We start from the raw sequence: 12,600 nt of genomic DNA on the forward strand, positions 1-12,600 counted from the left end.
TTAAGAAAAAGACATATCTATTTTGATTTCAGCTTCTGTCAGCCTCGTCACCTCATCGATTGTCGAGCCATTCATCAGCTCTTTTAAAATGAAGTGATGGCTATCGACCTCAAGAACCGCTTTTTCGGTAATAATCAAATCTACACAGCCTGCAGCAGTTAATGGCAGCGTACATCTTTCTGTTAATTTAGGCCTTCCCTTTTGATCTGTATGACTCATGACGACAACCACTTTTTTCGCTTTTTGGGCAAGCTCCATCGCCCCGCCCATACCAGGCACCTTTTTTCCCGGAACAAGCCAATTTGCCAAATCTCCTGATTGGCTCACCTGCAGGGCGCCTAAAATCGTAATATCAATTTTGCCTTTTCTGATCATCGCAAAAGACATGGTTGTATCAAAATAAGACGCCCCTTTTACAGCGCGGACAGGATAGCCCGCGGCGTTGCATAAATGCGCATCCTCTTCTCCCTTTTCGGGACTTTCTCCAATGCCAAGGACACCGTTTTCCGCTTGAAACATGACCTGCATGTCAGGCGGCAAAAAGTTCGGTACCAAGGATGGGATACCGATACCGAGATTCACAATCATGCCCTGCTTAATTTCAGTAGCAGCCCGTTTTGCAATCTGTTCTCTTTCTGCTACTCCCAAGCCCATTTCCACTTCACTCCCTCGCTTCGTACAACTCCCTCAACAAAAACCCCCGGTGTGACAATCATTTCTTCAGAAATCTCACCCATCGGAACGATACGCTCAGCTTCGGCAAAGGTTCTCCTGGCGGCCATTGCCATAAGCGGATTCATATTGCGCGCGGTTTTGTCATACGTTAGATTGCCGAATTCATCTGCAATGTAAGCATTGATGAAAGCAAAATCAGCCGTCAGCGCCTCTTCAATCAAGTATCGTTTTCCCGCCACTGTTACGATGTCCTTTTTTTCGCAAACCATTTGATTATCAATGCCCACATCGGTTAAAATACCGCCAAGCCCCGCTCCGCCGGCGCGAATCCGTTCCGCAAGCGTTCCCTGAGGTGAAAATTGAACCTCTAACGTCCCCTCTGTCATCTGTTTTCCGGCTACAGGATTGGAACCGATATGCGAGGCGATCAGGGTTTTGACCCGTTGATTAACAATAAGCGGGCCGATCCCGATATCCGGGAAACCGGCGTCATTGCAAATCACAGTTAAATCCGTTACACCGCTGTCCAATATCGCTTCAATCAATGAAGGAGGCGACCCGACTCCCCCAAAACCGCCAAACATCAGAACCGATCCATCCCGAACATCTGCAATTGCTGTGTCAATGCTGATTGCTTTTTGAAATGGCGCCATTTAATGTCAATCCTTTTTTAAGTTTTTTTCGACCGCTGCAACTGTTTCTGAAAAAATAGAGATAAGCTCTTCCACTTCACCGTCTGAAATAGTAAAAGGAGGAGCAATAATGACAGCATCTCCTTCTCCACTGTCTATTCCAGCTTTGGAAGGATAAACAATCAGCCCGCATTTTTTCGCCTCGCTGACAATAAGCTGGGTTACCGCCTGCTCTTGCGGAAACACTTTCTTCGTTTTTTGGTCTGCCACAAATTCAACGCCTAATAGCAGTCCTTTTCCGCGCACATCACCTATAATGCCGCTTTGAGATGCCGCCTCATCAAGCTTTTTCTTCAGCACAGCGCCCTTTTTTTCTGATTGTTTGATCAAGCCGTGCTTTAACACATATCGCAAAACTTCAAGAGCAGCTTTGGCTGAATAGGGATGTGCACTATATGTGTGACCGCTCATAATCACACCTGACCCTTGTTTTATCGTTTCAATAATAGAATCAGATACGACGGCAGCAGCAATAGGCGCATACCCCGCACCGAGTCCCTTCCCCAGTACAGCAATATCAGGTACGGTGTCCCAATGCTCTGTCGCGAGCATCCTTCCTGTTCTCCCAAGCCCCGTCATCACTTCATCTGCAATAAAAAGCACATCGTGTGTGCGGCATACCTCACTTAATCTCTCATAATATCCCGGAGGCGGAGTAATCGCTGCTCCTGCAGCACCAATAATAGGCTCAGCCACAAAGCCGGCGATGAATTGGCTTCCGATTCTTTTGATCATAGTGTCCAGTTCATCAGCTGCAGTCTGAACAAAGTCTTCTTCTGTCTCGTGATTCAGCCGATAAATATGTGGAGCTGAGATAGCTGGATACCGCTCAATGAGATGGGTGAACCGGTATCTCCTTTCATAAAAACCAGACAATGAAAGCGCTCCCAAAGTTATTCCGTGGTAACTGCTCCATCGAGACAAAAAGATGGATTTTTGTGTTTGCTTTTTTTCCTGCCAATACTGAATGGCGATTTTCATAGCTGTTTCTATCGCTTCTGATCCGCTGTTGACAAAAAAAGACCAATTCACATCTCCGGGCAGCTCCTGTGCCAAGAGAGCGGCTAATTGCTCGGCGGGCTCACTCGTAAACTGTGAGCGGTAAGCAAAAGACACCTGATCAAGCTGTTCTTTCAGCTTCTCAGTCACATCACGAACTCCGTGGCCGATATTACATGTCACCGCACCTGACGAGCCGTCGAGATATTTTTTTCCGGTCTGATCATAAACATATGAACCCTTCGCATAACTGACAACCGGATAGGCCGAGCTAAGTTCTGGCTTAATCAAATAACTGCTCATGCTCCCACCTCAAAACCCCTTTTACCATATTGTATGAGTGTCCAAATGGCGGCATGACGTTCCCCGCAAAAACTTTTTCACATAAAAAGAGCCTTCCTAATAGGGAAGGCTCTTTTGGAATTTCAGCATCTAGCAAATAAAAGCGGCTCCAACAATAATTAATAAAATGAACAAGACAACAATTAACACAAATGTATTTGTCCCGCAGCCAAATCCGTAACCGTACCCAGAGTATCCATACATGCTGTTTTCATCCTTTCTTATCACGATATACGGCATTTTATGCGGGCCAAGTCCCAAATGGTTTGTGCAAACGCCTATTTCATGTAAGGAAATAATGAAATACAGTATGCACCCGCTCATATTTTTTAAACGTCAGCTTTTCGTAAAACTGAGTTGCACCGTCAGTGCTTGCAGCAACTAAGTAGGCTGCTTCCATTCCTAGTGATTTGGCGATGGACAGCATTTCTTTCACTAAGATACTGCCGTAGCCCTTCCTTTGAAACTGATCTAAAATTGCCACTTCTTCGATTTTAGCCGTTTTCTCTTGATGATCGATAAACAGCTCGCCGCACCCAATGGGAACTTTCTGTGCCTGGTCGCTGTAACAAACAACAAGAATGATTATACCTGCTTCATAGAAAGGATATTTTCTTTTTAATTTTTGTTCAGCGATTGCTTCTCCAATATAAATGGAATCGTAAATTTTCATAATAGAAGATCCGTCGCTAAGACTTTTCGCCGTCCCCCATGCGGTTAAAGGATGTCCCATCTGCCCCTTCCAGTCACTAAGCTTCATGTCATATAGTAGCTCATCCTCGACGACAAAACCGCTTTTTACAAGCGACTGCTTCAAGCCGAGCGGAAAAACATGCTGCGGCGACGCTTTTAAATGGAGATAATTCGCATCAAGCAGCTTTGGTACGGAGGGTAAAAAGTTAAGTAACCGCTCCAATGGAAACGTATCATGAAGCTGAACAAAGTTATGAGAAAAAATTTGTGGAAGCTGCGGATCTCTGTATACGCTGTAATGATCAAACGATGCCGATTCAGACGTTAACAATATATATTGATGTTCCGTTTTTGAATAATGTCCTGTCATGAACGTCTCCTTTTTATGACCTATACCTTTACTCTGTTGCAATATTCAATTTCTTTATAATCTCATCGTACACCGGATAAAACGGCTTTCCAATTGGAAATTGCTGAATATTTCGGAAAGAAGCGGAGATTGGCTTCTGATGTAAAAAAAACTTCCTTGCTACTTGTTCACTAATCGGGTGAAAGACGCCGTTTAGAAACAAAAACGGCTCGCGTTCGATGAAAAACACCCGTCGGCCAGGCGGATTTATGATCAATTCAGATCGTTTCCACGTAATCGGCGGTCCTTCCGGAAGCATCTCCATCTCTTCTTTTCCAATTGTCACTATGTCTTTTCTTTGAAATTGATAAAATTGAAACGCATACTGGTCCACAATTCGCCTTTTTTTTCCGGCTTCGATATAAAATATTGCAGGATGGTCAGCTTCCTTTACTAAAATATAATTCGGAATGTTTAAAATTTTGCCAATCCTATATTGGAATAAATATGGGTCTGGAACAGCGACAGTCCGATTTAGATACAAAAAACCCCACTTTTCTCCAACAGGATGCCTTACACCCTGATCAAAAAAATACACATTTTGATCTGAACCTTTTACAAAAGAGCCGTCAATCAAATCGGCGGGCAGAAACCGATATGCATTTTGAAATGAATCTGGGGTTTTATAGGTTGTGTCTAATACTTCATTTATCGGCAGAAATGGGGTAAAGTTGTTGAGTCTCGCCCAAAAAATTGCGTCGCCATGATTCCAATGCTTCATATCATCATCCCAGTAGCCTCCAAATTTATGGTGGATGAGATTAAGTAACGAACGGCGATGCATAACGGAGCAATGATCAACTTGAAAAGCGGCCTGATCAAGCACTGCATTGGCATTTCTGTAGAAATGTGAGATTTCCTCTCCCCTTTCGTTTACATGTACTACTTTTTGTTTTGAATAGACCGCCTGCGCTTCAGGCTTATGTGAAAACTCTTGCACCATACGGCTCAGCCGCTCAGGATGATAAACAGTGTCGTCAGTAAGATAGGAAATGTAATCGCCGTCTGCAAATGGGAGCGCACTGTTAATTAATGTGGCATAACGGGCTGTTTTTAATCGATCTGCAGGATACACGAAACTGTTATGATATTGAATGCGCCGGTCATAGAGATACTTGTGAATCACCGCAGTTGTTTCTGCATTCGAATGATCATCCATGATAAAAAGCTCCCAAAGATCATGCGTTTGCTGTATCACGCTTTCGATCGCTTTTTGCAAATAATCGGGTTTGTTGTAACTTGTTAAAATAATAGACACTTTCTCTCCCATCTATACCGCCTCCCGCCGTCAAACATAAAAACGGCTCCGCAGCAAGCAGAGCCTCTGTCATCATTTAAAAAGCACCCCAGCTTACAACACTTGAGAGTGAAACATGAGATCTCGTGTTATTTAACGGGTTTTGGAAAATAACCAAATCAGTCAGAACTTCTTTTACGATGACATTTTGAAGTGTATCTCCGTTGATCAAATTGACTTTTGAAACCGGTACGCCCAGCTCTTTTGCAAAAACAAGCTGGCGTCTGAGGTCAGATGGATTTCCTTCAGAAGACGATTGACGTATAAGCAGAATCAGCAAAAGCAAAATAAAATGCAGATCATCTTGGTTTTCTTCTCGATCCACTTGTTTCTCTAAATCCAAATCATCCCTCTCCCTTATCCTTATCTCTGTTTCACAATATGTGCGACTTCGATTTATGGTATAGGCTATGTCCACTCCATTAAAAAATCAGCATTTTCCTTAAATAGATGAAAAATAGATCAGGTACGGCGTTCGACTCATACCAAATAACAGCCGGAAGAATATGAATAACGTGAGTTCACTATCGAATAGGAGGTGTGTGTAATGAGCTCTGAAAATGCACAGTTAAAAAAGGATTTAATTAAAGCCGTTTTAAGCCCTTTATTTCCAACTGCAACAGAAGGAGGAGAAAATATGGATAGTAATCTTAAAGCCTTGCTTGATGCTGCCATCGATCAAAAAGTAGATGAAAGTGAAACGGTTACGGCAGAATCTATTTTAGACCCTTCTCTTCCGGCAAGATGGATTTTTGCCAGAATTACGCCAGGCACGACAATCAGCATTGTAACCGATTCGGGAGACATGATCGGGCCGGTTGTCTTCGTTGCTTTCGATCAGGTTCACGGGATCGTCTTTGTAACACAGGAAAGTTCCGTCACTCCAGCAGGCCAAGCTACAACATTAATTGATGTAGACAAAGTAGAAAGCGTTACGTTTTTTTCATAACATCCGATGAAAGTGTTGTATATCCAGTCGGGATACGGAGGAATATACAGTTATTTTGATCGCTGGGCTGAAGAATGTTTTCAGAACACTCATACAGAGTATATGATTGCAGATAAACCTGAAGCAGAATCTTTGATGAAGATCGAAGCGTTTCAGCCGGACTTCACACTTATGATGGTTGGAGACCGCGTTCCTCACGACTGGCTGACCTGGTTAAAGGGTAAGGATATCCCCGTGTATGTTTGGCTGACCGAAGACCCATTTTATATGGATATCAGCCTTCAGGTAATTAAGCTTGCTGACGCCATATTAACGATAGAACAAAATGCAGCTCTCTACTATCAAGAGCTCGGCTACCAGAACGTCTATTATGTTCCGATACCAGTTAACCATCGGCTGTTTAAAAAAATGGGCACCGAACATTCCTATCATTCAAATCTGTTAATCATCGGCTATCCTTACCCTAATCGGGTTCAGCTTATGAAAGAAGCGGTCCATCTGCCATTCACGGTTCGGGTAATCGGTAAGGAATGGGGAAAATATCTGCCTAAAAAAGTGCTCAAACAGCCGCATATTGATGTCGTCAGCACATGGGTTCCACCCGAACAGGCCGTTCATTATTATAATGGGGCAGACATCGTAATTAATGCGCATCGTCCCTATCATTTTGCTTTCAACCAAAATACTATGCGCATCAAAAATGCCAGTTTTAATAACCGAACGTTTGATATCGCTGCATGCGAAGCATTTCAATTAACAGATTTACCCGCGGCGCATCCTTTTTCATCCTTTATTTCTTATCACGGCATGAACGACTTTAAGGAAAAAGCCGCTTTCTATATCAACCACCCTGAAGAACGGCAAAAAGCTGCAGCAGCCAATTATAAAGAGATCGTACCCGCATTTACGTTTGATGAGCTTCCTGCAAAACTAAAAGCGATTCATCTGGCGCTCTCATGAAAAATCGTTCATTGCTATGAACGATTTTTTTATTAATAGAAAAAAGCAGCTGCACAAGCTGCTTTCAATTCTAGCCGTCAGAACGGTCTTTCAGCTTCCTCGGATTTACCTGTTTATGAAGATCAGGCATTTCGCCGAGATGCTGTGCAATTTGTTCCCACGATACAATTTTGAAATTTTGATTGACGGCTTGTCCGTTATCGATATTTTCGCCATCCTGCGCCACAAAAATCCCGTACGGATATTTTGGGCCAAGTCCGAAACCGAGAACATCAATACCATCCGTGTCACTAGTACCGTCTATCTTCTCGCCATCTGTAATCTCAAAATTGGCTACATAACGATTTTTCCCCTGCCGTTCATACATTGCATAGCTGTTATTTCCTTGACTTGAAGCCATGAGATATCCTTTGCCATTTGGTGCATAATAGATTGTCAGTCCTTCAATATCAGCTGTCAAATGATCTCCTGTCGCACGGTCAACTACCTGCCCCTTTGATCCTCCGCCGGGCTCAGCGTTAAATTTCCAGATGGCCTCATCTTCCTCTGCTATGTATAGGTTTCCGTACTCATCATCCGCAACAAGGCCTTCGGTCTGAGTATTCAACTTAAATTCACGCACCTTTTTCCCTGTTACATAACCCTTTCCACCATCAACAATTTCATACTGCTCAAATTCCCCTTGTTTGCCTGTCACTAATGCGTAAAATGCTCCTGTTTTCTGGCTGTGATACAAGCTGAATCCATAAACCTCAGAAATATTGGTGGAAATAGGATGTTTCGGATCTGTAATGCTTTTCAATTTTCCTTTATCCCCATCTATTGCATATACTTCAATTGTATTTTTTCCTTCGGACCGATTGGATGCGGCAGCAATATCAATTTTTTCGCCGTTCAATGGAAAATCATAGCGCAGATCGACATTATTGAGCTTGCCAAACTCATAAGAATGAAGCTGTTTTCCGTCTAAATCATACACGACGAGCCCTGACTTCTTATTTGTCGTAATCAACTTGCTTTTTTCCGGGTGTTTTTCATGAACCCAAATGGCCGGGTCATCTGCTGCGTCATCGCCAGATGCGACCGGATCTGTCTCCGTGTGTGCAGTCACTTTGAAATGATGTTCCTCATTCACATAATGAGCCGACACAGAGGTTGCTGTCAGGCTAAGCAATAAACCCGCGGCAGTGCTTAGCAGCATTGTTTTTGAAACCTTCATTTGGTACCCTCCTCTTTTATCACTATCACTACTATTGTAAAATATATACAGGTGATTACCGTGAGGAAAATGAACCTTTTTTTATAGGGTTTCTGACTCATAAACAACTTTTCCCCAAAGAGGTACGTGAGATGGACTTTGCCAGATTTCCTTTTGCGGAGCGAAATAAAAATATGTTGAATATTTAGTACATTGTTTATTTAGGTTTGTTGTTCCCTAGTTACGTCCGTTTTTCCATTTTCTATTAAAAAAGAACACTTTGTGACATGATCATTCCCCTAAATTTTGTTTTATTGGTTGCTTTCATTAATTCGATTACAAAGTTGAACATATGATGCATGGTAGAGAAACGAGAGTTGGAGGATAAGCCATGCCTAAACAGCAAACAGCAGAACTAAAACCATTTTTCCATAACAAAACAGTTTTAGTCACTGGCGGAACGGGTTCAATCGGGAGTCAAATTGTCAAACGCCTTTTGCTGCTTACACCTAAACAGGTGATTGTATTCAGCAAAGACGACAGTAAACAGTATGTCATGAGCCAAAAGTATGCGGAGGATAAGCGGCTATTATTTGTACTCGGAGATATACGCGATCACAGAAGGGTGAATCAGGTGATGAAAGGCGTCGATATCGTCTTTCACGCGGCTGCGCTGAAACAGGTTCCGACATGTGAGGACCATCCATTTGAAGCGATCCAGACCAATCTCATCGGCGGACAAAATGTGGTGGAAGCTGCCCTTTCACACCGAGTGCAGCATGTCATTAATATCAGTACAGATAAAGCTGTATCTCCTGTGAACACAATGGGTGCCACCAAGCTGTTATCTGAAAAGCTGTTTCATCAAGCAAACCGCCACGTCCAAAACAAAGGAACCTTGTTTTGTTCGGTACGCTTTGGAAATGTTCTCGGTTCCAGAGGTTCGGTCATCCCGATATTATTTGAACAGATGATGGAGGGTGAACCTCTGACCATCACAGACAAAAACATGACCAGATTTTTCATGTCAATAGACGATGCAGCTACATTGACATTGCAATCAGCTGCTATTACAAAAGGCGGAGAAACCTTTATTTTCAAAATGGAATCACTGAAACTTGAAGAACTGATTCATGGGTTTGAAGAATATGCATCGCAGCACGGGCTCTCGCGGCCGGCTGCAGTAGAAGTGGGCAAGCGTCCAGGTGAAAAGCTTCACGAAGAATTAACATCTCCACATGAAATTGAATCACTGTATGAATGGGGCAACCTTTATGCGATCCTTCCAGAGCCGGAAAAACATCCTGACTTTCGCAAAGTCAATCTGCCTGGGTATCAATCAGATCAAGCCCCGCTCATTACGAAAGAAAGGATTGCTCAGATTATTGAAGAATTGCATCAAGAGAAAAAGGCATAAAAACAAGCCTGTCTATCCATTAGGCAGGCCTGTTTTTAACACTTTATTTATTAAAGAGATGCAGATAGCTTTCGTATCCTTCTTCTTTCAGCTTATGCTTCGGAACAAACCGCAGCGCTGCTGAATTTATGCAGTAACGAAGTCCGTTTGGCCCCGGTCCGTCATTAAATACGTGGCCAAGATGAGAATCAGCAGTTCGGCTTCTTACTTCTGTGCGAATCATGCCGTGGCTCGTGTCCAGTTTTTCTTCCACTTCTTCTTCTTCAATCGGCTTTGTAAAGCTTGGCCAGCCGCAGTGGGAATCAAATTTATCCTTGGATGTAAACAATGGCTTGCCTGACACAATGTCTACATACAACCCTTCTTCCTTATGATCCCAATATTCATTTTGAAATGGCGGCTCCGTGCCGTTATTTTGCGTTACTTCATATTGCATGCGATTTAATGACTTCAATTTTTCTTCTTTATTGTACGCCATTTATTTAGCCCCCCAATGCTCGCTGATAAATCCCGCTCGTCCGGAACCTGTCCGGTAGCGCTGATAATGTGCTGGATTCTTTTTATAAAAATGCTGATGGTAGCCTTCCGCTTCATAGAAAGGTTCAGCTTTTAAAATGTCCGTTACAATCGGATCTTTAAAGATGCCGCTTTCCGCCAGACGTTGCTTGGAAGCTTCCGCAAGCTCCTTTTGTTTTTCATTATGATAAAAAATGGCTGCGCGATAGGAACTGCCGCGATCAGCAAACTGCCCCCCGGCATCTGTCGGATCGATTTGCTGCCAAAATAATTCAAGCAGTTTTTCATAAGGGAATACATCAGGATTAAACGTGATTTGAACGGCTTCACGATGTCCCGTCGTTTCACTGCACACCTCTTCATACGTAGGGTTTTCAGTATGGCCGCCTGTATACCCGGACACCACTTTTTCAATTCCCGGCTGTTCGTCAAAAGGTTTAACCATACACCAAAAACAGCCTCCTGCAAATGTGGCGATTTCTTTTTTTTCAGACATACTGGTGCCTCCTTTGTTAATACGTGGTATTATTATATTATAGCATGTAAAAATAGAATGAAAATGATTCTGCTTTTCAATAAAATCTATAGGTTTTAAGCAATATGCTTATGTAATGGAGGTTCACAAATTTGAAAGTAAGAACACAGATGATGTACGATATGGAAACTTTACTCCGTAAAGTCTTTAAACAAATACGCAATGAAATCAATGAAATTTTAGATAAAGAGCTGTCGCGGAATGAATTCACCATTCTTCGGATCCTCAGTGAACAAGGGCCTAAAAAAGTCACTGAATTTGCGCCTATTTTAGAGGTATCGGCAAGCCACATTACGGCTGTGACCGATGCGCTGGTAGAAAAGGAATGGATTACGAGAATCAGATCGAAGGAAGACAGACGCATCATCCGCATTCATATCACTGAAGCGGGCGAAAAAGTCCTTCAGCACTTTAACGAGAAAAAAACGGAATATTTCTTTAAACGCTTTGACTGCTACACTGATGCTGAACTTGCCACGTTAATCGAGCTCTTCAGCAAACTTGATAAAAAACGGTGAAAAAAAGCACATACCGATATATAGGTATGTGCTTTTCGCAGTGCTTCACTTATTTTTCAGTAAACAGCTTCATTGCTTTCCAGCGGCCATATCTATAATACAAAAATGCCGCGCAGCTGCTAAATAAAAAACTCATTCCGATTCCAAGCCCGATTCCTTTTTGTCCAAGCCAAGCTGAAAATAGAGCTGTGAAAGGATATCTCAACACCCAAAACGAGATTAAATTTAATACCAGAACCTGCAGCATCGCTCCCGCGGCCCTGACGATTCCGTTCAGCACAAAATTAATCCCAATAAAAGGGTAGAAAAACGCGATCCACTTCAAATATTGTTCACCAAATGCGACCGCATCGGGCTCACTGATAAATAACCTTATGAGATATTTACCAAATACCCAAATCATAACCGCAATCACCAGCATGCAGGAAATAACAGCTATCACACCCAGCCTTGCAATTGTTCCCACTCTTTTTTCGTTTCCGATTCCAATATTTTGCCCTGCCATACTGTTGACGGCCGTACCGGCAGCCATTGCTGGAAGCGTGATGATGCTATCAAGCCGCTGCACCGCGCCAAAGCCTGATACCACGTGATCTCCGTATGAGTTGACAACACTCATAATCGCCATCATACCGCCTGTAATCACCATCATCTGCAGACCTGCCGGAATCCCGAGTTTCAAAATCAGCGCGGACTCTTCCCACTTGGGCATTCTCGGAATCGAGAATGGCACAAGCTTGTGTTTGATGACATAAAACAACCCATACAGAAACGCAATGCCCTGTGACAAAATCGTTGAATAAGCCGCTCCCGCTATTCCCATGCGGAACACAGAAATAAAGAGCGGCGCAAGCACTGTATTCAGTACAACAGCAAACGCAATAAACCGGAGAGGTGTCTTGCTGTCACCCAGCGCACGAAGCACAGTACTGATAAAGTTATAACCAAACAAAAATAAAATGCCGATAAATTGAATCTGTAAATACGTCTCAGCAAGCGGAATCATTGACTCCGGCGTTTTTAGAAGACGCAGCAAAAGCTCTGAGAGAAAAAAACCGGCAACGCCGAATCCGATGCTTAGGCCTGTTAATAAAACAACAAAAGCGTTAATATACGACGCCATTCCTTTTACATCATCTTTTCCTTTTTGCTGAGATAAAATGGTTAACGTCGCATTGTTAAGGCCCAAAATAAAAGACAGCACGGTCAAAACAATCGTGCTTGATACCGCGGCTGCTCCAAGGGCCTTTGCCCCCAGTAAATTGCCGATCCACAAGCTGTCTATAAATTGAAAGGAAACCTGTAATGCGTTTCCGAGCATAATAGGCATTGAAAACAGTACAAGCTGTTTCAGCACGTTCCCCTGTGTAAAATCGTATGCTTTCATCTTTTCTCCTTGT

General features: G+C 43.0%; 16 protein-coding genes. 4 read left to right on the top strand and 12 right to left on the bottom strand.

The features are described 5' to 3' along the window. The 8 genes from NX903_RS10005 to cgeC all read right to left on the bottom strand — a co-directional run bounded on the left by NX903_RS10005 (position 1) and on the right by cgeC (position 5,450). Positions 1–654: a 3-oxoacid CoA-transferase subunit B gene (locus NX903_RS10005; protein WP_144486672.1), complete on the bottom strand. Its 654-nt coding sequence runs from the start codon at positions 652–654 to the stop codon at positions 1–3. Next, positions 639–1,328 (bottom strand): CoA transferase subunit A, encoded by a 690-nt coding sequence (locus NX903_RS10010; RefSeq protein ID WP_003230839.1) that lies wholly within the window; start codon positions 1,326–1,328, stop codon positions 639–641. The genes NX903_RS10005 and NX903_RS10010 overlap by 16 nt, the downstream gene beginning before the upstream one ends. 6 nt (positions 1,329–1,334) lie before the next feature. Further along, entirely contained in the window at positions 1,335–2,669 is a 1,335-nt protein-coding gene (locus NX903_RS10015) for an aspartate aminotransferase family protein (protein ID WP_086343951.1), read from the bottom strand. Then, the gene (locus NX903_RS10020; protein WP_015714119.1) at positions 2,650–2,805 is read right to left on the bottom strand and encodes a hypothetical protein; all 156 of its coding nucleotides are present in this window, start codon (positions 2,803–2,805) and stop codon (positions 2,650–2,652) included. The genes NX903_RS10015 and NX903_RS10020 overlap by 20 nt, the downstream gene beginning before the upstream one ends. Continuing rightward, complete coding sequence (locus NX903_RS10025; protein WP_015251877.1) at positions 2,799–2,948, bottom strand: YjcZ family sporulation protein; 150 nt, start codon at positions 2,946–2,948, stop codon at positions 2,799–2,801. The genes NX903_RS10020 and NX903_RS10025 overlap by 7 nt, the downstream gene beginning before the upstream one ends. Positions 2,949–2,991: 43 nt before the next feature. Further along, the gene (cgeE, locus tag NX903_RS10030; RefSeq protein WP_015383898.1) at positions 2,992–3,771 is read right to left on the bottom strand and encodes a spore maturation N-acetyltransferase CgeE; all 780 of its coding nucleotides are present in this window, start codon (positions 3,769–3,771) and stop codon (positions 2,992–2,994) included. Positions 3,772–3,799: 28 nt separating this feature from the next. Next, entirely contained in the window at positions 3,800–5,080 is a 1,281-nt protein-coding gene (gene cgeD, locus NX903_RS10035) for a spore maturation glycosyltransferase CgeD (RefSeq protein ID WP_086343952.1), read from the bottom strand. Positions 5,081–5,144: 64 nt separating this feature from the next. After that, the gene (gene cgeC / locus NX903_RS10040; RefSeq protein ID WP_003230826.1) at positions 5,145–5,450 is read right to left on the bottom strand and encodes a spore maturation protein CgeC; all 306 of its coding nucleotides are present in this window, start codon (positions 5,448–5,450) and stop codon (positions 5,145–5,147) included. Positions 5,451–5,654: 204 nt separating this feature from the next. Here cgeC and cgeA point away from each other — a divergent pair, with 204 nt between their 5' ends. Together cgeA and cgeB are read left to right on the top strand one after the other, a co-directional pair. Next, positions 5,655–6,056: a spore crust protein CgeA gene (cgeA, locus tag NX903_RS10045; RefSeq protein ID WP_003230824.1), complete on the top strand. Its 402-nt coding sequence runs from the start codon at positions 5,655–5,657 to the stop codon at positions 6,054–6,056. Between the two features lie 6 nt (positions 6,057–6,062). After that, complete coding sequence (gene cgeB, locus NX903_RS10050; RefSeq protein WP_024572013.1) at positions 6,063–7,016, top strand: spore maturation protein CgeB; 954 nt, start codon at positions 6,063–6,065, stop codon at positions 7,014–7,016. 70 nt (positions 7,017–7,086) lie between these two features. On the opposite strand, the gene NX903_RS10055 is transcribed toward cgeB, so the two are convergent. Continuing rightward, complete coding sequence (locus NX903_RS10055; protein WP_024572012.1) at positions 7,087–8,235, bottom strand: phytase; 1,149 nt, start codon at positions 8,233–8,235, stop codon at positions 7,087–7,089. Positions 8,236–8,605: 370 nt separating this feature from the next. Between NX903_RS10055 and NX903_RS10060 the strand changes: the two genes are divergently transcribed. Next, positions 8,606–9,631, top strand: coding sequence for an SDR family NAD(P)-dependent oxidoreductase (locus NX903_RS10060; RefSeq protein WP_042976315.1), 1,026 nt, complete (start codon positions 8,606–8,608; stop codon positions 9,629–9,631). A gap of 43 nt (positions 9,632–9,674) precedes the next feature. On the opposite strand, the gene msrB is transcribed toward NX903_RS10060, so the two are convergent. Together msrB and msrA are read right to left on the bottom strand one after the other, a co-directional pair. Continuing rightward, positions 9,675–10,109 carry a peptide-methionine (R)-S-oxide reductase MsrB gene (gene msrB / locus NX903_RS10065; protein WP_024572009.1) on the bottom strand — a complete coding sequence of 145 codons (435 nt, stop codon included), beginning with the start codon at positions 10,107–10,109 and terminating at the stop codon, positions 9,675–9,677. Further along, the gene (gene msrA, locus NX903_RS10070) at positions 10,110–10,643 is read right to left on the bottom strand and encodes a peptide-methionine (S)-S-oxide reductase MsrA (protein ID WP_042976318.1); all 534 of its coding nucleotides are present in this window, start codon (positions 10,641–10,643) and stop codon (positions 10,110–10,112) included. A 131-nt stretch (positions 10,644–10,774) separates the two neighbouring features. Here msrA and NX903_RS10075 point away from each other — a divergent pair, with 131 nt between their 5' ends. Further along, positions 10,775–11,200, top strand: a complete 426-nt coding sequence (locus tag NX903_RS10075) for a MarR family transcriptional regulator (RefSeq protein ID WP_004398634.1) — start codon at positions 10,775–10,777, stop codon at positions 11,198–11,200. Between the two features lie 49 nt (positions 11,201–11,249). Here the strand turns inward: NX903_RS10075 and NX903_RS10080 are convergent, their stop codons facing one another. Continuing rightward, a complete protein-coding gene (locus tag NX903_RS10080) occupies positions 11,250–12,587 on the bottom strand; it encodes an MATE family efflux transporter (RefSeq protein ID WP_024572007.1) in 1,338 nt (445 codons plus the stop codon). Positions 12,588–12,600 lie beyond the last annotated feature (13 nt).

It is taken from the genome of Bacillus sp. FSL R5-0576, assembly GCF_038004765.1.
Classification (GTDB): domain Bacteria; phylum Bacillota; class Bacilli; order Bacillales; family Bacillaceae; genus Bacillus; species Bacillus subtilis.